Here is a 23,052-nt window from a genome sequence, read left to right on the forward strand (position 1 = left end):
TAGAGTAGGGCTCGTTTCGGGATAAATAAGGGAAGGTTTTCCGATTATGCTAGGCAAAATACCCCGTTTTCACGTTTTTCGAGTCCATAGGCGGAATCTTTCCTTCTATATTAAGTCTTTTTTAATTTGATTACTAATTAAGCGAATTATCTCCGTCTATTTATCTGATTGGCACCTTAAACTGTTTCTCATGAGTCGCACCACCTCGCATTATTTTTCTTTTAACATGTAAGACTTTCGTCAAATATAAACCTGAATCCTTGTAAAGCACATAAGAAAATTACAAAAACAATATACCTAAACCAGATGAATACCCCATCAATCTTTTATAATAATTACTCTTTGATTGGAGATCTGAGAAGATTTCATTTTGATCATCCTATTCTTTTGGCCAATAGCGAATTCCACCAAGCCAAGGGCCATTTATATTACTCCATCCGAAGTCTTCATATATCCCTTTGTAATCATTGAACTTTTTTTTGATAAATAATCTTGATAATACAGTGGCATCACATATTTTTTATCGTTTTTTTCGAAAGTGTATATTCCTTACTTATCTCTTCTATCTTCTGCATGTCGGCATAGCCATGGAGTAGCTCACGCATGGCTAATAAAATGTAATGCATGGTTTCAGACAATGGTAATAATTTATGTTTCATATACTTACCCTCTATTCAGTTCTACTATACAGTTCAACTTAATAGTCAACAACATTTATAAAATTAGTCAAAGGAACTAAAAGGAAAAATCTTGATAACAAGCAAAAAATCAATGTAAAAAGTAGCTTTCCTTACGTAAAGGAAAGCTACTTTTTGAATAGCCTTATTCAAATCGCCATCGATACCACAACCTTAAATTAAAGCACACCTTTTTTGAAAGATTCCTTTCTTTTTTCCGCTAATACAGTTTTTAACACCATTAGCCCTAATAAGAAGAAAACAAATGAAGCTATCAACCCCACCGGACGAATCGAAGTTAACTCAGCGGCTAAACCTACTAAAACCGTTAAACCAACAATAAATCCCGCTTCCACAACACTAAAAATGCTCCCGAACCTACCCATCATCCTCACAGGAACATGATTTTGGTAGAAAGTCAAATACCCAGTATTTGCGAATGTTATAGCAAACCCAATTAAAAACACTCCGGGTGTTGCACTTAAAAACCCACTTGAACTATAAAATACCATATAACCAATTGACGTAAAAATGGTACCAAATCCCATTAAAAGATTGACTGCAAGCTGTTTTGAAAAAACTGAGTTGATAATGGATCCTATAATAATTCCAGCTCCAAAAACACTTAATAAGAAGCCATAATTGGCGTCTGATATTAAAAGTACTTCTTTAGCAAATGCTGCCTCAATAGAATCTATTGCAGTCATGAATATAGTAGTACCGGTAAACAATAAATATATCCTCGTAATATAGGCATAGTCTTTACTGAAATGATAAACAACGCGAAAATCACTTTTTATCATACTCCAAGAAAATTTTTCCCTCTCTGTCTCTTTGGATCTTGAATCAACATTAGGTAGCATCATTATTATAAGTGCTGATAATAATAGAGCCACCGAATTCATATGAATAGCAATATAAGGATTACCTAACCAAAATAAAATCCCAGCAATTGCAGGACCCAGTAGTGAACCACAAGAGTTGATAAAACTCCTTAGTGCATTAAAGCGCTGACGGTCTCTTTCAGGTATTAGTTTAGTCATATAAACCATCGATGTTGGTTGAAAAATGGCACTACCTATATTAATAATGAACGCTAGTATATACACATAAATAAGGGAAGGTAAAAATGGAATGAACGCAATACAAAGTGCTCGAAAAACATCCAATCCCATCATCATTCTCTTTGTATTTATCCGATCAATTAAACTACCAGCCCAAACATTCGAACATATTGTTGCAATTGGTCCTAGTATATATAATAAAGCAATTGCAAGCGGAGATCCCGTTTCATTCAATATAATTAAATTTAGTGCAATTAGGTAAACCCATGCCCCCACATTTGAAATGCCTATTCCTGCTAATAATATTAAAAGATACTTCCACCTGGTCATATTCACCACTCCTATTTTATTTTTGTAAAACAAAATAAAAAAACTCACCCCCAAGATATATATCTTGGGGGCGAGTCATTTCGCGGTGCCACCCCAGTTCACCCCACATTACTGTCGAGGCCTTTATCGAGTACGGCTCAGTGAAACTAATCACCTGCGATACTCTATCTCGTTAACGTGAGAATACGTTACATCATCATTGTTTTATATCAACAAATCCAATGCACAGCTCCAAGTCTTGTTTCAACAAACTTCCCATCCCTCTTTTTCAGCTAACGGAGGTCTCTGTAGATCGTACGTATGTTTACTCTTCTTTTCATAGCTTTTTATATAGATTTTTTTATTCTATATTAGGTTGAACTAAAATTCAATACAAAAAAAGAATATTACTTATTATTGCTATGGCTGGCATAGAAATATTTGAATTATATTTATTGAACTAACTTACTCCTGAGTTATATATCTTCATACTTTAATGGTTTGATTATCATCCAAAGGTTTAACTAGTTATGCTCCCGTTCCCGATTCCGTCAATCGAATTTTTATTAACTATCCTCATGAATATCCATTTGTTTTTTAAAACAATGTATTAGCCTTGTCGGGCAAATGAAAAACTCATAATATAGATAGACTTCTAATTTTGAGAAAAGTCACTATTGTTCCCCTTTAACTATGTAGTGGGGTTCAAAAATTACTTAAAGAGGGGGTGTAAATATGCGTGAAAATGCTAGAGATATTGAAGTAATAGTTAATCCAGTTATTAACAATGTAGATACTCAGGTACAAGCCCAGTTGCAAGCTCAGTTTGAAGCTCAAGCTCAGCTCCAAGCTCAATTACAAGCGCAATTTGAAGCGCAGGCTCAGTTCCAGGCTCAATTACAAGCTCAATTGCAAAAAATTATAGAAAAACTAAGCTAGCTGTCAATAATGCCTAGATTAACTGAAACCAATTACTTTTTAGGAGGTGATTTAGAATGGAACAATCCCATGATTGGAATTATGACGAAAATGAAAGATATGACGAACCTAAAATAAAAATTCATGTAAATCCAGAAATTACGAACCGTGATACACAAGCACAAGCTCAATTTGAAGCTCAAGCTCAGTTACAAGCTCAACTCCAAGCTCAGTTTGAAGCTCAAGCTCAGTTACAAGCTCAATTTGAAGCGCAGGTGCAAGCTCAATTAGAAAAAATCTTCGTGTTAATAAAAAGAAGAAGAAGATAACTATCTATAATATTAGAGAATGTCTTTATAGCAACAAAAAAAGACTACTAAATTGCTTTCCAATTTAGTAGTCTTAATAGGTTATATTTATTATTTTGACGATAGAAAGTCTAACCACCTGTTAGGATAAGTTGCTCTTTCTTTTTATACAGAAAGTAAAGTACGATCACTCGTTAATTTTTCCCCGCGAATTCGTTGGAACTCATCCATGAGTTTGGCAATCGTTAGATTCTTCTTCTCTTCTTCTCCAACTTCTAAAATGATTTGCCCTTTGTCCATCATAATAAGTCGATTCCCAAGATCTAATGCTTGTTGCATATTATGTGTAACCATGAGCGTCGTTAATTGATCTTTTTCTACCAGCTGTTTTGTTAAATTGGTAATCAATTCTGCTCTAGATGGATCTAGTGCTGCTGTATGTTCATCTAGTAATAATATCGAAGGCTTCGTGAATGTAGCCATCAATAGTGAAAGTGCTTGCCTTTCTCCACCTGATAAAAGTCCGACTTTAGCATTTAATCGATTCTCTAAGTTTAAATGCAGCGTCTCTAGTGATTGTAGGAAGAACTCTTTTCGCTTCTTGTCTACCCCACTTCTCAAACCACGCTTCTTATTTCTTGAAAAAGCAATTGCTAAATTTTCTTCTATCGTCATCGTCGGAGCTGTACCAGCCATCGGATCTTGAAAAACACGACCGATTAGCTCGGAACGTTTAAATTCTGGTAATCTTGTTACGTCTTTACCATCGATTATTATTTCCCCGAAATCAGGGCTAAGTGCTCCCGAAATCATATTTAACATCGTAGATTTACCCGCACCATTACTTCCAATTACCGTGACGAAATCTCCAGCTTTTAATGTTAAATTAATTTGATCTAAGGCAATTTTCTCATCGGCCGTCGCTTCATTGAAAATTTTATTAATCGCTTGTAATTTAAGCAAGGTTTTTCCCCTCCTGCTCGGTTACAATTGTAGCACTTGCCACTCTTTCCGCATGCCGTTTTGCTTTTCTACTTTTCTCTCGCCGCTTGTCGAAATAAGTTGGTAATACTAATGCAATAATTACGATAAATGCCGTAATTAGTTTCATATCTCCTGTATCTAGTAAATCGATGCGAAGTGCTAAAGCAAGTATGATACGATAAATAATCGCCCCTGCAATTACAGCAAGTGTTGTACGAACAATAGATTTTGTACCAAAGATCGCTTCACCAATAATAACCGACGCTAAACCAATGACAATCATCCCAATACCCATTCCAATATCCGCGAACTTTGAATACTGCGCGATTAATGCACCAGAAAACGCAACAAGAGCATTGGAAATCCCAAGCCCAATAATCACTAGATTATCTGTATTTGCCGAAAAACTGCGAATCATTTTTTTGTTATCGCCAGTTGCACGAATAGCTAGTCCAACTTCTGTTTTCAAAAAACGATCAAAAATCAATTTAATAAGAACAACAATAATTGCTACAACCACTGCAGTTCCCCATGTGGATGGTAATGAGGCAACTCCAATACTACTTAAAAAACCATTAATCGCTTCATCAATTCCTAAATTCCCCCACCATCCAAAAAATTGACTAAACAATGTTTCTGAATTCAATAAAGGGATATTCGGTCGCCCAACTGAGTTTTCCACAGTGAACCCCATAATCCGTAAGTTAATCGAATATAAAGCAATCATCATTAAAATCCCAGACAATAAAGGATTAATCTTCCCTTTTGTATGTAATAAACCAGTTATACATCCTGCAATAAAACCTGCAACAATCGCAACAAGCGTTGCAATAGCCGGATGATATCCTAACACAATCATCATCGCTGCCGTTCCAGCACCCGTAACAAAACTTCCATCCACGGTTAAATCCGGAAAATCTAACACTCGGAATGTTAAATACACTCCGAGTGCCATAATTGCATAGATGATTCCTTGTTCAACTGATCCAAAAATAGCTGCAAACATAAAGAATCAAACTCCTATCTATTCAGCAAATTCTGCTTTCCACTCATCTTTTACTTCAATTCCAAGTGTATCTACCGTGTCTTTATTCAGAACAAAACGTAAATTTTGTGGATATTGAACAGGTAAATCTGCTGGAGTACTTTCACCATTTAAGATTTTTACTGCCATTTGGCCAGCTTCGTAGCCAATATCAAAGTATTCGAACCCGTAAGCTCCAAGTCCACCACGTTTAACAGAGTCAAACTCTCCTACCATCATCGGAAGTTTATTGTCATTGGCTACAGAGATAACGGATTCAAGTGCGGAAACAACCGTGTTATCTGTAATAATATACAATGAATCTACTTTGCCTATTAATGATTCAGTAGCTTGCTTTACTTCCGCAGAAGTAGAAACAGACGCTTCCACTACATTTAAACCAACTGCACTCATTTGTTCTTTCACTGCATCAACTTGCGCACGTGAATTTGCTTCTCCTGCATTAAATACCATTCCAACATTTTTTGAACCTAGCTCATCTTTCAAAAATGCAACTGTGCTTGGAATTGCATCAGGTTGTGTATCAACAGTTCCTGTAACATTCCCACCAGGTTTTTCCATTGATTGGACTAATTCTGCGCTAACTGCATCTGTTACAGATGTAAAAACGATTGGAATATCTTTCGTTACACTCGCAACTGCTTGAGCACTTGGTGTCGAGTTTGCAAAAATTAGATCTACTCCTTCGCTTACTAAGTTATTCGCTATGGTTGTATTTTGACTATTATCATTCTGAGCGTTTTGTACTTCATACTCAACATCCATGCCAGCATCTTCTAAAGCTTTTTTAAATCCGTCATATGCAGCATTTAACGATGGATGCTCGACAATTTGTGTTACCCCTATTTTAAATGTTTTTGTACCTTCCTTTGCATTAGCTTCTGGGCTTTTCTCACTTTCTCCCCCACAAGCTGCTAAAAATAATACAGCTGCCAATAAAATAAATGCTATTTTTTTCTTCATCTCTATCATTACCCCCTATATCTACCATCCACATCAGCGATTCAACTCACTAAAGTATGGATTAATGACTATATTACTATGCAATTGATTGATAGTCAATAACTTTATGAATAATTCGATAGTTTACAGAGGCTCTTAATAGCAAGTATGAAAAATATGTTGCTTCGATGACACTTTTTAAAGATAATGCGTCAATAGCAAACGCAATATAGCCAATAAAGGGATAAGGGCGACTGATCGGTCATTGAAAGCAACCAGTTCTACTCGGAAAGCAACCAGATCCGCATGAAAGCAACCAAATTACTTGTGAAGGCAACCAATTCTTAAAGTAACAAGTTTACTTGGATTGAGACTACGATGCCTAAGTCGCATTATCCTTAAAATACATCATACTAGTGTAATATACAATTTACATATATTTTACACTAGCTAGATATTTTTGAACTATAATATAGAGTGAACATTAACTGTTCATTTTAGGGGGAATAAACAAAATGGCAATTGAAGATCATGATTACGGAGAATTATTTTCCTATATCTTAAAAGAGAAAGCAATTCAAACAGTCTTTCAACCAATTATTTCGCTTCATAGTGGCCAAATCTATGGCTATGAAGCATTAACTAGAGGACCTGCAAATACAGATTTGCAAAATCCGGAAATGTTATTTGACTACGCTTTAAAAAGCGGGCAACTTTGGGAACTCGAAAACTTATGTAGAGCCAATGCATTGAAATGCGCATATAATTTAAAAGCAGAAGGTAAACTATTCCTTAACGTTAATCCTAACATTATGAACGACCCTAAATTCAAACAAGGATTTACAAAAGAATATTTGTCCAAATTCCAGATGGCTGCAGATAGCATTGTTTTTGAAATTACAGAACGAGAAGCAATTAACAACTTGAAAGATTTTATCAATACAATCGATCACTATAAAAACCAATTTTATCAAATTGCAGTGGACGACGTAGGAGCCGGTTATTCGGGTTTAAACGTCATTACCGATGTGCGTCCACATTATATGAAATTGGACATGAAACTTATTCGAGCTATTGATCGTGACCGGACAAAACAATTGCTTGTCAAAAGTTTAAGTGAATTCGCTAATTACTCTCAAATACATATTATTGCGGAAGGAATTGAAACTAAAGAGGAACTTCGTACATTGATCGATATCGGGGTACATTTTGGTCAGGGTTATTTTATTCAAAAACCAAATCCCCACCTATATCCCGTTGGGGAAGAAGTTAAAACCATTATTAAAACAGAAGTTTCTAGAAAAAATCGAGTGAGCAGAAACCGACTCACCGACACCTCTATCGAACAAATAGCTACTCCACTTCATACAGTTTCTAGCCGGATGCTTATTTCCGAAGTAAGCAGTTTAATGGAGACAAATGATTTACTTCCTGGCTTTTGTATACAAGATGACAACAAATTAATCGGAGTCATCACTAGAAATAAACTTCACATAAAGTTTAGTGGTCCATACGGCTACAGCTTATACAATAAAAAACCAGTCGCAACGATCATGAGTCGCAACTATATGAAAGTAGATGCGGAAACTCCAATAGATGTAGTGGCAAAAATAGCAATGAAACGAGATCCGCTTCATTTATATGATTTCATAACCGTAACAAAAGATGACCAATATTTCGGAGTCGTGACGGTAAAAGATCTTCTTGAAAAAAGTATGCAACTAGAAATTGATTATGCAAAGCATTTAAATCCACTTTCCGAATTACCAGGTAATCTCATGATTGAGCAACAGCTACAAAGCTGTATTGACGCAGATACAGATATGACCGTACTCTATTTCGATATAGATAATTTTAAACCTTATAATGATGTATATGGATTTGAAAAAGGCGATAGAGTTATTATGCATTTAGCGGAAATTATAGAGAAATGTTGCCCATCTGATGGATTTGTAGGTCATATTGGAGGAGATGATTTTCTCTTAATCGTAAGCTCATCCAAAAGTAAACAGCTTTGTGAAGAAATTATTCAGCAATTTGATACATCCGTTGAACAATTTTATCATGCACAGGATTTTCTAAAAGGTCATATCGTCTCTAAAAATCGTCATGGAATTGAAGAATCATTTCCGCTTTTAACCATTTCAATCGCCGGTGTATCGAACAAAAATACACAAACAATCTATGATCTGTCCGAACTCGCTAGTCAAATAAAAAAACAGTGCAAACAAATCCCAGGTAGCAATTATATATTAAAAGCTTCCGCTGTGCTAAGATAGTAGTATACATAGTAAGTACGGAGGGAATGGTATGACAACCGTTTTTATTATCGGGGCAATTACGTTTATCGTTATACTTGCGCTTAGTATTTATACTGTTAATAAAGGCTATGCCTACAAGCATACAATTGACGAGCGCCCAATTGAACAAAAGGAATCTAAAGAAAAAACGCATCGCCCATAAGGCGAATGCGTTTTTTTTGTCCAGACTAAAGCATCTATGTCTCCCCCCACGGAGCAGACATAGGCGCTTGCGCTTTTCTTAGTTTTTCACTTTTTCTTTTTTGATTTGCTTACTACGTAATTGTCCACATGCTGCGTCGATATCTGTTCCTTGTTCCATACGAACCCCACAGTTAATACCATTATTTTTCAGCGTTTGGAAAAATGCACTAATTGATTTTTCAGAGCTACGTTGGTATTGTCCATGTTCATCTACTGGGTTATATGGGATCAAATTGACATAAGATAAATGACGTTTGTTTTCAAGTAGCTTCGCTAATTGCTGTGCTTCTTCCACATGGTCATTCACGTCTTTTAGTAGAATGTATTCAAATGTAATACGGCGATTTGTTTTTTCTAAATAATAATCTACTGCAGTCATTACTTTTTCAATCGGGAATGCTTTATTGATCACCATGATTTTTGTACGTAATTCATCATTAGGTGCATGCAATGAAACGGCAAGATTTACTTGAATATTTTCATCTGCAAAATCAATAATTTTCTTCGCTAAGCCACTTGTAGAAACAGTAATATGACGAGCACCAATTGCAAGTCCTTTTTGATCATTTACTGTACGTAGGAAGCTCATTAAGTTTGTATAGTTATCGAATGGCTCTCCGATTCCCATTACAACAATATGACTTACGCGCTCATCTTTTTGCATTTGGTCTAGATGCTCTTGTACTTTCATAATTTGACCAACAATTTCCCCAGCGTCTAGGTCGCGATTTTTCTTCAGTAATCCACTTGCACAGAAACTACAGCCGATATTACATCCTACTTGTGTTGTTACACAAACTGATAAGCCGTATTTAAAACGCATAAGCACCGTTTCGATCAAGTTTCCATCTTGCATTTCAAATAAGAACTTAATCGTACCATCAGCAGATTCTTGTTTCACTGACTCTTTTAACGTTTGGATAACAAAATTTTCTTTTAATATGTCTAAACATTCTTTGCTCACATTAGTCATATCATCAAAGTTTTGGACACGTTTAATATACAGCCAGTCCCACACTTGTTCTGCACGATATTTCTTTTGACCATGCTCTAGTAACCATTCTATTAATTGATCTCTTGTAAGACCATATATCGATTTTTTCATTATTAGCCCTCATTTCATCCGTATACAATTCGCCTATTATACCCCAATTGTTTACATACGACAACTTATTATAACGGAAATGAAAGAAAAAAGAAATCGTTTTGCTTACTCACGGAACTTTCCAACAATAAAATGAGAAAAATGTGGGGTAATTTTAATTTCGCTTGAATAGTATATTAAAAGAGTTTGGAACGATGCAATAAGGAATTGGGGATGTTTAAAATGGCTAAACGAACTAAACGAATCATTTCTTATAAAGTACGAAAAGGTCTTTTCAAGTTAGTGGTGCTGATAGTCGGTATTTGGGCTTTTCTACCATCTCAATTATTACAAACAAATGTACAGAACTTTGAAGATGGAAAGATAAAAGATTTTGCAGCTTTTGCCTTAGACAAGACTGCTAGCACGATTGATAACACAATGGACCAATTATTAATCGTTTCCTATGAAATTGAATCCATTGAAGAAGTCGACGGAGAACCTTTGTCTTCTGTTATTGTTGCCTATACGGCATTTGGACTTCCTTACGCGGAAATAATCGCAGATGAAAACGGAGCATATATTAACAAGAAACTACTCTTTCAAAAATAAGAAAAACAAGAATGCCCATTGTCTATTGTAATAGACATGGGCATTCTTGTTTTAAAAAATCAGTCTCGTTCTACTTCATTCTCCCGGATCCAGTCACTATAACTCCCTACATACAATTTCACATCCGAATAACCCGCTTCTTTTAAACTTGCATATAGCGGAGCTGCGGTAACACCGCTTCCACAATATGCGATGACTGGCTTGTTTTTATCGGAAACATCTTGCAACTGCTCTGTAAGCATTTCTTTTTCTAAAAATTGACCGTCCTGCTTTAACTGCTCCCAATCGAAGTTAACAGCAGTCGGAATATGCCCGGCTACAGGATCGATTGGTTCACTTTCTCCTTTAAAACGAAAAGCCGCGCGGGCATCTATAAGTTGCCCTTCCAACTCTCCTGCTACCACTTTCTGTACATCTTCTACATTCATATAAATAGCATCTTTCCAATTTGGTACCATATCGGAAACAGAGATTACTGGCTCTTTTTTCGAAATTCGGAATAACCCTTTCACCGCTTCATACCCTTCACGTAATACATGAACCTTCGTAAATCCAGCCCATTCCAATAAAAAGTATGCCCTTAACGCAAATGGAGAAGCTCCTTGATCATAAATGACAATATCATCCTCCAACTGAAGTCCAGCTTGTCTGCAAAGCTCCGTCATCTTTTCCTTTGAAATCATCGGATGACGTCCCCTTACACTTGCCATATCCGATAAATCTTGTGCAAGATCCCAGTAGATTGCCCCTTCCAAATGACCAGTATCATACATTTCACGACCCGCCGCACCTTTACTTAAATCGAACCGAGTATCAATAAAACGTACTAGTTCCGGCTGCACATCTTCCCAATTAATAAAAACCTTTGTCATATCGTTCGCCCCTTTAGTTTGAAATGATAGCATATAGTTCTTTCCACTTAGCTAACATTTCTTCTTGTTCTAATAGTGCACGCTCTGCATCTAGTTGACTAATCGAATCGTTTAACCATTTCAACCGAACTGCTTCGGCCTCCATATCCGCATATTGCTCTGCCCATTTAAAAAGCCTTGCTTGTTGCTCGTTCAAATAGCTTTCCGCTTCGACTTTCGTTTGATCAGAAAGTGTGTCTCGCAATTTTTCTTTGTCGTTTTTCTCGAAAAATGACTTATTGTTTTTATAGAAGGATTTTATTTGTTCATATTTTTGAACTTGCCTAAACGGCCCTTCAAAATCTAGCAAATCATGATTCTCAAATTCATGTGGTGTGTAAGTAAAGCTTTCATTCCAGTCTTTTAATTGGCGCATTTCTTCTTTTTCTAGTTCCGTTAGCTGTTTTTGAATGAATTGTAATAAACGGAAGTTCGTTACACGTAACTCTTGTTCGATATCAAAACGCAACATGTTCAATATATCTTTCAAAGCGGTTTCTAAAGCGATATTCGCAGCGCGATTGGAAAATAAAGACGGGTTATAAGCTTCTTTAAAAAATTCATTGAAACGATAATATACTCGTTGCAGTAAATAGTAAAGCAATGTTTCAAGCTCCTGCTTTGCTTCTTTTGCAATGATTGACCCTTTAGAATTAGTGTAGCGCTTACGAATGTTTTGTTCAATCGAACGTAATTCTCCTAGCCTTTCGTCTTTCCTAGCTAAGTTGGTTTCTGTTTGTTCAATCATCTGATGCAGCTTCATTTGTTGACGCATCGTTTCTTCATCTAATGAATTGACAGACATTCGTTTTAAATCATGCTCTAAAAAGTGATAAAAGGATTCTTGAAACTGGAACATTCCTTCATGTAATGGAGCGTTCGTTTGTTTTTCATGTAATGCTTGCAAACTAGAGACGCCGTATACACGTGGAAATCTGATTCCGAATCGCTGAAGCTCATCACGCACGTAATTTTTGACAAGTGCCTCTTCTTCCTCATTTGCAGCAAGATCGATGGCATTGACGACGAAGAACATTTTATCTAACTCAAAGGAATCTTTCACTCGGCCAAGTTGGATTAAAAATTCACGGTCGGCTTTTGCAAAAGCGTGATTGAAATACGTGACGAATAAAACCGCATCTGCATTGCGAATATAGTCAAAGGCAACTCCCGTATGTCTTGCGTTAATCGAGTCTGCTCCAGGTGTGTCGACTAATGTAACACCTAGTCTTGTTAGCTCACAATCATAATAAAAATCAATAACGTCTACAAAACAGCTGCGCGATTCCTCCGCGACAAATAGGCGAAATTCTTCCGCATCAACACGTAATGTTTGTCCAAGGTTGGCTTCATATTGGTCATATCCTGTATGAAAAGCGACGATGAATGATTTATGCACCTCTTCTGTTACCGTTTGCTCGATCACGCTTGGTGCTTTTTCCACTGCCTCTTTTAAAGAAGAAACAGTCACTCCAAGCATACTATATGCAAATTGAACATCTTCCAATAACTGTTGCTTCGTTTTCAGCGTAACATCTGCTGTATTATGCGGATGAATTTCTGAAATTGGGTGAATTTTATTGATTGTAGCAGTCGTTGGATTTGGAGATACAGGTAACACAAGTTCACCCATTAAGGCATTCGAAAAACTTGATTTTCCGGCACTAAATGCTCCAAATAGCGCAATAGTAAACTGTTGATGCTCTACTCTACTTGCTTTTCTTTTTAAATAACTCGCTGCTTCTTTAAAAGCGGGAAGTTGCCCGATTGCTTCTGCCATTTTATTGGCTCTTACAAGTACTGTTTCCGGAGAAATTTCTACTTCCTCTACTTCTTGCAGTTTTTCTTCTTCTATAATTTGTACGACCTTTTCTTCTGTTTCTTGCTGCACTACATCATATTCGGTGATAGCATTTACAAAGGCATTCCTTTCTTTCTCCCATTCAATTAGTAGCTTGTCTCGCTCCTTTCGAATAGCAAGGGAAGGTGTTTTGACTTCCTTTGCAAAGGCTTGCATTTTTTCTTCCATTTCTTCAATCGTATGAATAGCAAGTAGTTTTTTATTCAACTGAAAAATCTTCTGTTCCACTTTCTCATTTTCTTCCATTGGATGTTCATTTATTTGTGTTGCCATTTGATCTTTCCATCCATCAGTTTCTCGCATGAAAAAGCGAGTAATCGCCTCCTGTACCCGGTTAGCATAATGTAATATTGCATCTCCGGTAGTATTAGCACCTTCATGCAGCGTTTCTTTCATAATGGATACAGGTAACTTAAAATCTATTTGTTCTATTTCCAGCGCTCGTTCATCTGAAAGTAAGGACACGTTTTTAAGCATATGTTTCTTCAATTGTTTTATATGAGTAGTAATATTTGTCTCTACAATTTTTTCTAATAATTCATTTGCGGCCTTTAAACGATTGGCTCTTTCTTCCTCGGTTTTCTTTTTACTATTTAAAAAGCCGATTTTAAAGGAGCTTTGCATCGCTTCAGCATATGTTTTTAGCGCATCTCTCATCTCATAAGGCATGACAGACGCATTTTGTAAAATGGATTTTCGTCCCTCTTCGAATTCCGTTTTCCAAAGACTTGCATCTTGCAATTTTACATGTGTTTCGGATAGCTCTAGTTGTTTCTTTAACTCTTCTTTATTTTCCCATTCTTCCTTTGTCAGTTCTTCTTCGAATGTTTCGAAACATGTTTCTTTTTCATCTTCTAGAAATAGCATATGTTCATCTTCAAGCTTCTCAATCGTCGCTTTGGCAGAAGTAATAAATAGTTCTTCTTTATGATCGATGGAATGATGAACAATTTGTTGCACTTTTGGGAAATCATTATGTACGAATGTTTTATCTTTTAATGAAGTGAAAAAGATATCTTTTGGTTCCACTGACCATGCCTGAAAAGCATTTGCCACGGATTGTTTAAAGGCCTCGAAGGATAGTTCCTCTTCCCGATGTTTATCGACTTGGTTGACGATTAAATAGACATTTTCATTGTAATGAAGTAATTGCTTGGTAAATTGGAAATTAAGTTCAGACTGGACATGATTATAATCCATTACATAAAACACAATATCTGCTAAATGGAGGGCGGATTCTGTTGAGACGCGGTGTGCGTCATCTGTGGAATCCACTCCAGGTGTATCCATTACACTAATGCCTGCCGGTAACCCAGATGATTCGTGACCAATTTCAATTTGAGAAACTTGACTGCCATCTTTGGAATACTTTTTAACTAATCCGATATCATACTCTCCTGAAAACTTGACAGGTGCTTGGTCGACAAAGTGAACAAGCGCATAGTTTTCATCTGTTTTTTGAACCGTTACGATATTGGCAGAAGTAGGTATTGGGCTTGTTGGTAAAAGCTGTTCCTCCACTAGCGCATTGATCATACTCGATTTCCCGGCAGAGAAATGACCCGCAAAGGCAATCGTGAATGTACCTTGTTCTAATTTCTGCGCAAACAATTTTGCCTTCGCATAACGTTCTTCATCTTGATGTTCGTGAAATAATGTAGCAAGTAAAGCGTTTTGTTCTTTTATGTTCTGTAACTCAGCTGAATGTACCATTTGAAAAAACTACTCCTTTATATTTCGACAATGTAGTTTAATCATAGCAGAAAATGTTCAAAAAAAGACCCTATTTGTACGGACAAATATAATCCACTCGCATAAATATTTTGAATAGTGAGGAGATCTTTTACTCTAAAAATAGAGAAAAGCAAAATAATAAAAGCACAAATCCCTCTCTCTACTTTAATGTAGCAAATAGTACCGATGAATAGTAAGAAACACATAATAAGGATAAGGCTTCTTAATAAGCTTTAACAGCTAATCACTACAAACAAAATTTTTTGCAGTTTTTCGGCTGTGGGAATCCAATAAATGGCTAAGGGCAACAAATTGGCATTGAAAGCAACCAATTCAATTCTTAAAGCAATCAAATCAGCATGAGAGCAACCAAATTGCCGATGAAAGCAACCAATTACTTGAAAATAGTTTTCCACATGTCTATTTACTTTGCGGCAAAAAACAATCCTCCCTTCTAAATCATCTAATAAAGGATAAATTAGCACCATATAAACAATACTAACTTTATAATATTTAGTTTGGAGAGGTGAAATAAGATGACCGTCTTAACGATGAAGGAACTGGCATTTATGGAAGATGAAATACGTGCAGAAGCGATAATCGCAAAAACGATGAACTGGTGTGCTGCACAATGCAAAGACCAAGAGCTTAGAAAAGTACTCGAGGAAATTGCAGAAGAACACCAGTTAAAAATTGCCCAACTCTCCCAATACTTCAACCGAACCAACCATATTTAAATACTCCAAAAGGATGATTAAGATGCCAAATAATATAGCAGGTCGCGGCTTAACAGATCGGGAAATGCTCCAACTTTGTCTAGAGCTGGAAAAGGGCCGCTGTCGAAGCATCACCAATACCATGTTAGAGACCACCCATCAGCCACTACGAGAAATTTATGAGCAATGTTTTGAAAATGCAAGTTCTAATCATTACAAGCTTTTTCAGATTATGGACAATAAAGGCTGGTATAAAACTGAACTTGCAACTGAGGAGCAGATTAGCAAAGTACAGGAACTTATGCAAAATAACCTGCATCCAGATAATTAATTTAAGAGAATACCTAAAAGCGTACAATATATCATACGCTTTTAGGCATTCTCTTTTGTTTACCATCTTCAATATTCCTTACCCACTATCGTTCCCATTTCTCACAAAGATGTTTTGATGACTCCGATTTAATATTTCACAAATAATAGTGAATGATTAGAAGAAATTAAAGACATACGTGAAAATAATTAAGTTGAAAAGTTCTTTTTAACCCTTAAATAACTATTAAATAAAAGATATTTGGTTTTAATTTTCAGTGAAAATTACAGTAAAAACGGCATTGCAAAAATTATCAAAAGGATTTTTTGCCGAATTTTTAACTGTAATGGTCTATTATTTTAAACTGTCTCGGCTGGGGTAAATGCTTCCCATTCATTATATTTCGTTGTTATTGATGTAATAAACCAATTCTCTCTAAATGGTTCTAAATTCTTTTCCACAATAATAATCTTCTGCCCACTTACCAAATTCTGCGTAGATGTCTCTACGTCATATTTATTTGAATGTATTTTTCCGTTAATACTCCCTCATTATAAACCGTTAGAATCATGATGAAGAAGAAAAGTACTCGTCCTGATAGAACCCCCTCGTCTGCAGTAAACCCAATATTAGAAAAAGTAGAATATACAAAGCCAATAGCAACAAATATAGATAAGATAAATTGTCCTTTTATAGACCTAATCATAAAATCCTCCTATAAATATTATTAAACTTTCTGCACCTTTACTTTAATACAATTGAAATGAATAGAGGTTCCAATTTTATATATATTTTCCATTATAAATTATCAAAATCCGTTTTGCTTTTTGAACTATTCTGCTTTTTTAGTTGAATTAGAAAGTACTTAAACGGGTCTGAATTACCTTCAAATAGTTTTTAAATTTTCAAGTTAGTTTCAAACAAAAAGTATATCATTTATATTTTTCGTTCAGGTAATAAATCTGTTTAACTGCTTCATCTATATGGTTTACATCAAAAATTTGGATATTTGTATTAAGTTCTTTTTTTAAAGTCTCTGCTTCTTTGCTATTTTCACTTGGGATGATCATGAATTGAAAACCGGATTTTTCTACGATTCGTATTTTTTCCTTGATACCTCCCACAGCTTTTACTTCACCTTTTCCATTTATAGCTCCAGTAACAGCTATTGGTATGTGATTTTGAAAGGTTCCATTTATCATCAATTCAGTTAGTAATATGGCAAGACCTGCACTATTTCCTATTGCTTGATCGTAATTAAAGTAGTCGGTAAGTCTTTGCTCTTCTTTCCCGAAATATTCCTTAAATCCTCTCTCATCTTTTCTTTTGGAGATTTTTCATTTAGCCCCAACCAACCTAGCAGAGTCCTATTTTTGTTTTTATAACTCATTGGATTGGTTAATTCGCTTATGGTTAGGACATCTTTATGCTCTTTGGTTAATTGCTCCTGAACCGCATGTTTACTTTCCATATTATTTAATGTTTCAATTTCAATACTGATAATAAAAATTCCTGAGCGCTCTACTGTCTCCCTTGGCTCAAAATATATGTCTGCTATATGTGAATGTGTAGCGAACCCAATAAGGGGCAGCTCATAGCAAAATAACAACAACAAGAGGATGGATAGCGAGATAGTCATATTTCGTCTTACCGTACGTTTCTTTCTAAATACCGCGGTAGAGATTGACAAAATCAGTAAGCTTATAAGCAAGATACCTAGATATGAAATTTCATCAATAACATCATGAAAATATAAGAAAAGAAATAGAAGATAAAAAAGAAGTGTTAAAGAAATATGTAATATAGTAGAAAAACATTTTGCTTTTTGAATGTTAATCTACCCTCTCTTAATTTATGTAACTCGGAAGTCTTTAATATCTAAGCAAATATTCTTTATGTAGTTCTACGTCTAAAGTAAAAAGAGGTTTCAAGTTATTTACATTTCACAATATCTATCTATACCTCAATATTAATCAGTAGCGATAAAAGGCACTGTAAAACGAAGGTTTTAGGCAGTAAAAAGGCTCAGTCCATCTGAACTAAGCCTTCTCTTTTATTACACATTATGTTCGAACAACGAATTAAAATTTCCTGTACATATAACTTAAATTTCCCATACAATTGAATAATCTTTCATACTCTGCACATCCTAGTACCTGTATGAAAAAAATTATGAGTAGTTAGGGAGTGCTATTATGGGAGTATTAAGTGGAAATCCAAAAGATGAACCGTTACATTATGGTGAAGTGTTCGGTGTCTGGACAAATCTGGCTACAAACAATGGATTTATTGCTGCATATCAAACGTTTATTAACCACACTGGTGATCAAGAATTAGCAAAACTAATTGAAGAATTTATTCTCAGTATGAAAGAAGAAAATAAGCAATTAGAAAAGATATTAAAAGTAAATGGCGTCGGGCTTCCTCCTGCACCACCTGAACGTCCGGAAGCTAGATTAGAGGACATTCCACCTGGTGCAAGATTTTACGATCCTGAAATCAGTGCTTCACTTTCAATGAATGTAGCTGCAGGTTTAGTTGCTTGCAGTCAAGCTATGGGAACGTCCATTAGAGAAGATATCGCTTTAATGTATGGTCAATTCCATATGAATAAAGTTCAACTAGGTGCCAAATTGTTACGATTGAATAAAAGTAAAGGTTGGCTTGTTCCTCCACCACTACATGTAGACTTTCCAGATAAATAATAATAATTCCAAGGGCAATCTATATTTGATTGCCCTTTTTATTTTCTTAGTACAAATAATATGACAATTGCGACATAAAAACTCCCATTCATCTTCAACTAATCTGCCCCGTTCAATAAGAAAAAAGGCTTTACTCCTTCTTGAAGTAAAGCACCCGTTAGTTGAATAAGCACCTTATTTTTTATTACACCTTGCGGTCGAACAGTCTATGAAGCACTATCTAAAATATCTATAGCTTTCTTAGAAGCACGTACATCAAGAGCGAAGTTCATTTTGCTGTAACTGAATTGTTAGGCTCATTCCCCTGATATCCTTCACTGTTGCTGAAATTTTTCTTCTGGTAACATTTCAAACCGCCCCATGAAACCTATTTAGAATGAGATATTTCGGCAGCTTTCAATTCAGCCTTACGGAAATAGTCACTTAGCAAAACGAATTGACCATTTTCGGTTCATCGTCGCTCGACAACGTTTTACATTTTACGAACTACCACAATACTTCCATTTAGCACCGATATTATCGCGGTAATTATAATCCTTCACATCGCTAACCGTTTCTTTATCATCACGTTTTACAAGCTCACAACCTCTCGCTTCTAATTCAGCAATCGTGATTCGATTAATATGGACTAGGTTGTTTGCCCATTTACCATAATTTTGTTGTTGTCATGTGAACACTCCTTTTATTTTACAAAGCCTCTGATTTCAAATAATATTAGCTTGATAATAAAAGTGGTGATATATCCAATTTATTTTTTTGTCTAGATATACAATTTAATAATTGTAGTTCGCATTATGATCGGTTTGTTTCATTTAGTATTTTTTTATAACTTTCAAGAATTTTTTTAGCCTTTTAGGCCACATTAATATGGTCTAGGAGGTGAACGTTCATGGTGAATAACAACGACAATAACCGCAACAACAATAAAAATCGAAATAACAACAACAACAACAACAACAACCAAAATAATGCAACTGAGTTCGGTGAAGATTTCAACTTTGACAATTTAAATGAGCAAAATAACAAACATAATAATAATGAGCGAAACAACAACAACAACAACAACAACAAGTAGTCAGTAATTTAGTTAGCTAATACAGTCATCCCTAAACTTAACTTTAGGAATGACTGTATCTATTGCTGTTTCTCCTGCTTCATATTTACCGCCAACCTATTACCCCAATATTTCTTCCTTTAAGGTTGTATATTTTAAAAACAATTAGTTGATAATAAGCATAGTAAGATATCTACTATTCCGAAGTAGCTCAGTGGTAGAGCAACCGGCTGTTAACCGGTTGGTCGTAGGTTCGAGTCCTACCTCCGGAGTTATTAACTAAAGAATGGTTGATCGTGTTATTTCACGATCAACCATTCTTTTTATTATTCCGCAATTTTCCGTAACATTTTCTTCTTAACACTTTTGGAGGAATCTTCATTCTGCCTCTAATATTGAAAATGCAACATCAAATCCTTCTTTCCACAAAATTCTTCTACATGTCACAGTGATGGTATTTCGAAGATTTAATTATTCCCTTATTGAAGTATAGCACCCGTTAGTTTAAGTACATTTGAAACCGACAGTTATCCAAAATAATTATGAAACCACCAAACAACAAGAAATATACCCCCTACTCCCCAAGCAGTGGTACTCCATATCCACCAAATTACGGATTTAGCTTTTGATGAATTTTCCTCGTCTTCCATATTTGCTTTTATCAAAGCGACCTTACTTTCCATACCTTTTTTCATAGAAACGAGAACAACTAATCCGATTAGCATGAAACCAGTAGTTATCCAGTGTAATAAGTCCACCTTCTATACCCCCTTTTTTTTATGAATTACTTTCCTTTCAAACTTCTTTATTCGATTAACCTGTTGCTTTACTTTAATACGTTTAAAACAAATAGATGTTCCAATTTTATATAATTTTTCCATTTATAATAAGTAAAAATCCATTTGGCTTATTGAACTAAACTGCCCCGTTAGTTCAATAAAGAAAAGGTTTCACTCCTTCTTGAAGTAAAGCACCCGTTAGAAGAAAATTAGAAGTAAGGCTCCTACTATGAAACAATAATATGTAAAATAAACCAGCTTCCCATTTTTCATAATTCCCATAAACCACTTCATCGCAAAATAGGTCATTAATAGTGTTGCAATAAATGCAGCTAAATATGGAATTGCCAAATCTGCTTTATTCGTTTCATTTAGAAAATCAGAAAGACCTAGTATAACTCCTCCGAGGCTCACGGGAATATACAACATAAATGAAAATCGAAGTGCCGTATCTTGTTTCATTCCAACAGCAACTGCGGAAATAATTGTTGCACCTGAACGACTAATCCCTGGTGTTAATGCGACAGCCTGCCCTAATCCCACGAGGAAAGCGTCCTTAATTGTAATACTACTCTCGTCTTTATTACCTTTCAGATTGCGAATTAACCACAGGGCAATTCCTGTTACGAAGAGCATCACCGCAATCGTTGTCATGCTAACGCTTTCTGCTATATAATCACTTAATAATATCCCAAGAACACCTGCTGGAATAGTGCCAATGACGATAAAGAAAACAAAACAAAAGTCGCTCTTATAACGAAGATTTTTCGTTTTCAAATAAAGAATTGAATTTACTGCAAGTCTTGCGATATCTTTTCTATATATAAAAAGTATCGCAAATAGTGAAGCTGTATTTGTTAATATAGCAAAAGTAAATCCTTGTTCACCTAACCCCAAGATTTCACTTGCAATCATTACGTGCCCACTAGATGACACAGGAATTGGTTCTGTAAAGCCTTGAACTAGCCCAATTAAAATCATTTTTACTATTAATGCAATATCAAATTCTCCCATTTTTACCTCCCTATATATCCTCATTCTTAGATCATCGCCTATTGGACGTTCTATTTCTAATTTTAAATATATTAAACTGAAATCAGAAAAACCATCGATTAATCTAACAATATGATGGACTTATGTTACATTTTAGTCACTTTAGTCTTTAGGTGGAATGTAAAACCATTCTATTTCTTATTCAACTCAACTGCACCGTTATTGAAAAAGCGTCTCTACTTATTGTAGAAATCCACCGATAGTTAGTAAGCAGAAAGCCGAAGCTTTTTGTTCGTGTCGGTATCAGTAAACAGGCACGATTTTACCAAAATATTTTTGAATGCCCGCCAGGAATCCGCACAAAGCATTTGAACCCGATAGACTGGCAGACGTAATCCAGAAGAAACAGAATAAACTCAGGTTTGGGATTAGCAATCCATAAGAAACAACGCAAGTTAAATTATGCTAAAATGTAGTTAATGTATAATGTTGAAAATCCTCATGAATAAAGGAGAGCTGAAAATGAGAAAACTCGTTCTATTTCTGCACGCATCGCTTGACGGTTTCGTAGAAGGGCCGAATGGTGAAATGGACATTGGCTGGGTTTCCTACGATGCTGATTTGGAGAAACACGCGAAAGAAATTCTGAGTACTGTCGACACTGTCATTTGGGGACGTGGAACTTATCAGATGATGCATAGTTACTGGCCATCTGTGCCTTCAAACGCATCAGCTTCTCAGCATGAACGGAATCATGCCGAGTGGATCGAAAAGACAGCCAAAATCGTTTTTTCCAGGACGCTGGAGAAAGTCGAATGGAATAATTCCAGACTCGTGAAAGAAAATGTCGAGGAAGAGATCAATAACCTCAAACAGCAGCCAGGCAAGGATATGATCATCCTTGGCAGTCCAAGATTCGCACACTACCTTATGCAGCTTGATTTAATTGATGAGTTTAAAATTACGGTTTCTCCCGTCTTGATCGGTAAGGGTTTGCCGTTATTCCAAGGTATCAAGGAGAAGATTAATCTTCAGTTAATCGAAAACAAGACCTTTGATTCTGGAGCCATAGGTCTCGTTTACCAGACGGTAAGATGACCTTGTCACTTAAGGTGATTATACTAAGGGGAGACTAGCTCAATTACCCGCCTTTTTCCACAAAGGCGGTTTTCTTATGGTCACAAATCAACGAATCAGTCGGACATAATGAAATGATAGGTAAATCATTTATCGTTTTGAACATATTTTTTAATAATCCTTGACCGCGATAAATTTCACTAATCGCAAATTGGTATAAAGATATTTTTTTTTGAGTTTTTTTTCTGTAAAATCGAAAAGCCCCTACCACTTGCCCTTCTACTGTTGCCACTATCATTTGCTTTCTTCTTATGGATGCTTTAATTCCAAGAGGACATAAAAATTCTTCAGAGTAAACCGCACTGTTACTGCTGTCTAAATTTTCGTTGAAGAACGACACAACTTCAGGTATATGAGTTGGATTTGCTAAGGCTATCTGCATATTTTTCCCCCCTTAACGCTTTT

At 35.7% G+C, this 23,052-nt stretch carries 23 protein-coding genes, 1 tRNA gene, 2 pseudogenes and 1 other annotated feature; of the genes and pseudogenes, 11 read left to right on the top strand and 15 right to left on the bottom strand.

Annotated features, from left to right (window positions below):
* Positions 1-283: 283 nt before the first annotated feature.
* The 3 genes and pseudogenes from AC1DFT_RS13260 to AC1DFT_RS13270 form a co-directional block, all read right to left on the bottom strand.
* Positions 284-549: pseudogene (locus AC1DFT_RS13260) on the bottom strand (DUF2812 domain-containing protein); the annotation flags it as partial.
* Positions 550-551: 2 nt separating this feature from the next.
* A pseudogene (locus AC1DFT_RS13265) lies at positions 552-659 on the bottom strand (PadR family transcriptional regulator); the annotation flags it as partial.
* A gap of 197 nt (positions 660-856) precedes the next feature.
* Positions 857-2,071: an MFS transporter gene (locus AC1DFT_RS13270; RefSeq protein WP_478159231.1), complete on the bottom strand. Its 1,215-nt coding sequence runs from the start codon at positions 2,069-2,071 to the stop codon at positions 857-859.
* A gap of 63 nt (positions 2,072-2,134) precedes the next feature.
* Positions 2,135-2,400, bottom strand: a binding site (T-box leader).
* 385 nt (positions 2,401-2,785) lie between these two features.
* Here AC1DFT_RS13270 and AC1DFT_RS13275 point away from each other — a divergent pair.
* On the top strand, positions 2,786-2,989 hold the full coding sequence (locus AC1DFT_RS13275) for a hypothetical protein (RefSeq protein ID WP_478159232.1): 204 nt from the start codon (positions 2,786-2,788) through the stop codon (positions 2,987-2,989).
* 56 nt (positions 2,990-3,045) lie between these two features.
* Positions 3,046-3,297 carry a hypothetical protein gene (locus AC1DFT_RS13280; RefSeq protein ID WP_478159233.1) on the top strand — a complete coding sequence of 84 codons (252 nt, stop codon included), beginning with the start codon at positions 3,046-3,048 and terminating at the stop codon, positions 3,295-3,297.
* Between the two features lie 144 nt (positions 3,298-3,441).
* On the opposite strand, the gene AC1DFT_RS13285 is transcribed toward AC1DFT_RS13280, so the two are convergent.
* Genes AC1DFT_RS13285 through AC1DFT_RS13295 form a run of 3 tightly spaced genes read right to left on the bottom strand, consistent with a single transcriptional unit; the run spans position 3,442 to position 6,277 of the window.
* Entirely contained in the window at positions 3,442-4,239 is a 798-nt protein-coding gene (locus tag AC1DFT_RS13285; RefSeq protein WP_478159234.1) for an ABC transporter ATP-binding protein, read from the bottom strand.
* Positions 4,232-5,266, bottom strand: coding sequence for an ABC transporter permease (locus AC1DFT_RS13290; RefSeq protein ID WP_478159235.1), 1,035 nt, complete (start codon positions 5,264-5,266; stop codon positions 4,232-4,234). Before AC1DFT_RS13290 ends, AC1DFT_RS13285 begins: the two co-directional genes overlap by 8 nt.
* Positions 5,267-5,284: 18 nt before the next feature.
* A complete protein-coding gene (locus AC1DFT_RS13295; RefSeq protein WP_478159236.1) occupies positions 5,285-6,277 on the bottom strand; it encodes an ABC transporter substrate-binding protein in 993 nt (330 codons plus the stop codon).
* A gap of 485 nt (positions 6,278-6,762) precedes the next feature.
* On the opposite strand from AC1DFT_RS13295, the gene AC1DFT_RS13300 reads away from it, so the two are divergent.
* Positions 6,763-8,526, top strand: coding sequence for an EAL domain-containing protein (locus tag AC1DFT_RS13300; RefSeq protein WP_478159237.1), 1,764 nt, complete (start codon positions 6,763-6,765; stop codon positions 8,524-8,526).
* Positions 8,527-8,557: 31 nt separating this feature from the next.
* On the top strand, positions 8,558-8,710 hold the full coding sequence (gene ytzI / locus AC1DFT_RS13305; RefSeq protein WP_478159238.1) for a YtzI protein: 153 nt from the start codon (positions 8,558-8,560) through the stop codon (positions 8,708-8,710).
* Positions 8,711-8,788: 78 nt separating this feature from the next.
* Here the strand turns inward: ytzI and rlmN are convergent, their stop codons facing one another.
* Positions 8,789-9,856 carry a dual-specificity RNA methyltransferase RlmN gene (gene rlmN, locus AC1DFT_RS13310; protein ID WP_478159239.1) on the bottom strand — a complete coding sequence of 356 codons (1,068 nt, stop codon included), beginning with the start codon at positions 9,854-9,856 and terminating at the stop codon, positions 8,789-8,791.
* 222 nt (positions 9,857-10,078) lie between these two features.
* Between rlmN and AC1DFT_RS13315 the strand changes: the two genes are divergently transcribed.
* A complete protein-coding gene (locus AC1DFT_RS13315) occupies positions 10,079-10,447 on the top strand; it encodes a hypothetical protein (RefSeq protein WP_478159240.1) in 369 nt (122 codons plus the stop codon).
* A 59-nt stretch (positions 10,448-10,506) separates the two neighbouring features.
* Here the strand turns inward: AC1DFT_RS13315 and AC1DFT_RS13320 are convergent, their stop codons facing one another.
* The gene (locus tag AC1DFT_RS13320; RefSeq protein WP_478159241.1) at positions 10,507-11,319 is read right to left on the bottom strand and encodes a sulfurtransferase; all 813 of its coding nucleotides are present in this window, start codon (positions 11,317-11,319) and stop codon (positions 10,507-10,509) included.
* A 13-nt stretch (positions 11,320-11,332) separates the two neighbouring features.
* Complete coding sequence (locus tag AC1DFT_RS13325) at positions 11,333-14,932, bottom strand: dynamin family protein (protein ID WP_478159242.1); 3,600 nt, start codon at positions 14,930-14,932, stop codon at positions 11,333-11,335.
* A 557-nt stretch (positions 14,933-15,489) separates the two neighbouring features.
* Between AC1DFT_RS13325 and AC1DFT_RS13330 the strand changes: the two genes are divergently transcribed.
* Positions 15,490-15,690, top strand: a complete 201-nt coding sequence (locus AC1DFT_RS13330; RefSeq protein WP_478159243.1) for a hypothetical protein — start codon at positions 15,490-15,492, stop codon at positions 15,688-15,690.
* Between the two features lie 22 nt (positions 15,691-15,712).
* The gene (locus AC1DFT_RS13335; protein ID WP_478159244.1) at positions 15,713-16,000 is read left to right on the top strand and encodes a spore coat protein; all 288 of its coding nucleotides are present in this window, start codon (positions 15,713-15,715) and stop codon (positions 15,998-16,000) included.
* A 484-nt stretch (positions 16,001-16,484) separates the two neighbouring features.
* On the opposite strand, the gene AC1DFT_RS13340 is transcribed toward AC1DFT_RS13335, so the two are convergent.
* The 3 genes from AC1DFT_RS13340 to AC1DFT_RS13350 form a co-directional block, all read right to left on the bottom strand.
* Positions 16,485-16,685, bottom strand: coding sequence for a hypothetical protein (locus tag AC1DFT_RS13340; protein WP_478159245.1), 201 nt, complete (start codon positions 16,683-16,685; stop codon positions 16,485-16,487).
* 226 nt (positions 16,686-16,911) lie between these two features.
* Entirely contained in the window at positions 16,912-17,313 is a 402-nt protein-coding gene (locus AC1DFT_RS13345; protein WP_478159262.1) for a S16 family serine protease, read from the bottom strand.
* The gene (locus AC1DFT_RS13350; protein ID WP_478159246.1) at positions 17,220-17,618 is read right to left on the bottom strand and encodes a hypothetical protein; all 399 of its coding nucleotides are present in this window, start codon (positions 17,616-17,618) and stop codon (positions 17,220-17,222) included. Before AC1DFT_RS13350 ends, AC1DFT_RS13345 begins: the two co-directional genes overlap by 94 nt.
* A gap of 556 nt (positions 17,619-18,174) precedes the next feature.
* Here AC1DFT_RS13350 and AC1DFT_RS13355 point away from each other — a divergent pair.
* The 3 genes from AC1DFT_RS13355 (at position 18,175) to AC1DFT_RS13365 (ending at position 20,010) form a co-directional block, all read left to right on the top strand.
* Positions 18,175-18,684, top strand: coding sequence for a DUF3231 family protein (locus tag AC1DFT_RS13355; RefSeq protein WP_478159247.1), 510 nt, complete (start codon positions 18,175-18,177; stop codon positions 18,682-18,684).
* Between the two features lie 889 nt (positions 18,685-19,573).
* The gene (locus AC1DFT_RS13360) at positions 19,574-19,759 is read left to right on the top strand and encodes a hypothetical protein (protein ID WP_478159248.1); all 186 of its coding nucleotides are present in this window, start codon (positions 19,574-19,576) and stop codon (positions 19,757-19,759) included.
* 179 nt (positions 19,760-19,938) lie between these two features.
* Positions 19,939-20,010 (top strand) — tRNA-Asn (locus tag AC1DFT_RS13365).
* A gap of 255 nt (positions 20,011-20,265) precedes the next feature.
* On the opposite strand, the gene AC1DFT_RS13370 is transcribed toward AC1DFT_RS13365, so the two are convergent.
* Both AC1DFT_RS13370 and AC1DFT_RS13375 read right to left on the bottom strand, forming a co-directional pair.
* Positions 20,266-20,496, bottom strand: a complete 231-nt coding sequence (locus AC1DFT_RS13370; protein ID WP_478159249.1) for a hypothetical protein — start codon at positions 20,494-20,496, stop codon at positions 20,266-20,268.
* 219 nt (positions 20,497-20,715) lie between these two features.
* Positions 20,716-21,531: an undecaprenyl-diphosphate phosphatase gene (locus tag AC1DFT_RS13375; RefSeq protein ID WP_478159250.1), complete on the bottom strand. Its 816-nt coding sequence runs from the start codon at positions 21,529-21,531 to the stop codon at positions 20,716-20,718.
* 501 nt (positions 21,532-22,032) lie between these two features.
* Between AC1DFT_RS13375 and AC1DFT_RS13380 the strand changes: the two genes are divergently transcribed.
* On the top strand, positions 22,033-22,608 hold the full coding sequence (locus AC1DFT_RS13380; RefSeq protein ID WP_478159251.1) for a dihydrofolate reductase family protein: 576 nt from the start codon (positions 22,033-22,035) through the stop codon (positions 22,606-22,608).
* A gap of 43 nt (positions 22,609-22,651) precedes the next feature.
* On the opposite strand, the gene AC1DFT_RS13385 is transcribed toward AC1DFT_RS13380, so the two are convergent.
* Positions 22,652-23,029, bottom strand: a complete 378-nt coding sequence (locus AC1DFT_RS13385) for an N-acetyltransferase family protein (RefSeq protein ID WP_478159252.1) — start codon at positions 23,027-23,029, stop codon at positions 22,652-22,654.
* Between the last annotated feature and the right edge of the window lie 23 nt (positions 23,030-23,052).

The organism is Psychrobacillus sp. 05T411 (assembly GCF_056396485.1).

Bases quoted from the DNA above. Each gene is read 5' to 3' on its own strand.
- AC1DFT_RS13270 (WP_478159231.1), bottom strand. From the start codon at position 2,071: ATGACCAGGTGGAAGTATCTTTTAATATTATTAGCAGGAATAGGCATT.
- AC1DFT_RS13275 (WP_478159232.1), top strand. From the start codon at position 2,786: ATGCGTGAAAATGCTAGAGATATTGAAGTAATAGTTAATCCAGTTATT.
- AC1DFT_RS13280 (WP_478159233.1), top strand. From the start codon at position 3,046: ATGGAACAATCCCATGATTGGAATTATGACGAAAATGAAAGATATGAC.
- AC1DFT_RS13290 (WP_478159235.1), bottom strand. From the start codon at position 5,266: ATGTTTGCAGCTATTTTTGGATCAGTTGAACAAGGAATCATCTATGCA.
- AC1DFT_RS13295 (WP_478159236.1), bottom strand. From the start codon at position 6,277: ATGATAGAGATGAAGAAAAAAATAGCATTTATTTTATTGGCAGCTGTA.
- AC1DFT_RS13300 (WP_478159237.1), top strand. From the start codon at position 6,763: ATGGCAATTGAAGATCATGATTACGGAGAATTATTTTCCTATATCTTA.
- ytzI (WP_478159238.1), top strand. From the start codon at position 8,558: ATGACAACCGTTTTTATTATCGGGGCAATTACGTTTATCGTTATACTT.
- rlmN (WP_478159239.1), bottom strand. From the start codon at position 9,856: ATGAAAAAATCGATATATGGTCTTACAAGAGATCAATTAATAGAATGG.
- AC1DFT_RS13315 (WP_478159240.1), top strand. From the start codon at position 10,079: ATGGCTAAACGAACTAAACGAATCATTTCTTATAAAGTACGAAAAGGT.
- AC1DFT_RS13320 (WP_478159241.1), bottom strand. From the start codon at position 11,319: ATGACAAAGGTTTTTATTAATTGGGAAGATGTGCAGCCGGAACTAGTA.
- AC1DFT_RS13325 (WP_478159242.1), bottom strand. From the start codon at position 14,932: ATGGTACATTCAGCTGAGTTACAGAACATAAAAGAACAAAACGCTTTA.
- AC1DFT_RS13330 (WP_478159243.1), top strand. From the start codon at position 15,490: ATGACCGTCTTAACGATGAAGGAACTGGCATTTATGGAAGATGAAATA.
- AC1DFT_RS13335 (WP_478159244.1), top strand. From the start codon at position 15,713: ATGCCAAATAATATAGCAGGTCGCGGCTTAACAGATCGGGAAATGCTC.
- AC1DFT_RS13340 (WP_478159245.1), bottom strand. From the start codon at position 16,685: ATGATTAGGTCTATAAAAGGACAATTTATCTTATCTATATTTGTTGCT.
- AC1DFT_RS13350 (WP_478159246.1), bottom strand. From the start codon at position 17,618: ATGACTATCTCGCTATCCATCCTCTTGTTGTTGTTATTTTGCTATGAG.
- AC1DFT_RS13355 (WP_478159247.1), top strand. From the start codon at position 18,175: ATGGGAGTATTAAGTGGAAATCCAAAAGATGAACCGTTACATTATGGT.
- AC1DFT_RS13360 (WP_478159248.1), top strand. From the start codon at position 19,574: ATGGTGAATAACAACGACAATAACCGCAACAACAATAAAAATCGAAAT.
- AC1DFT_RS13375 (WP_478159250.1), bottom strand. From the start codon at position 21,531: ATGGGAGAATTTGATATTGCATTAATAGTAAAAATGATTTTAATTGGG.
- AC1DFT_RS13380 (WP_478159251.1), top strand. From the start codon at position 22,033: ATGAGAAAACTCGTTCTATTTCTGCACGCATCGCTTGACGGTTTCGTA.
- AC1DFT_RS13385 (WP_478159252.1), bottom strand. From the start codon at position 23,029: ATGCAGATAGCCTTAGCAAATCCAACTCATATACCTGAAGTTGTGTCG.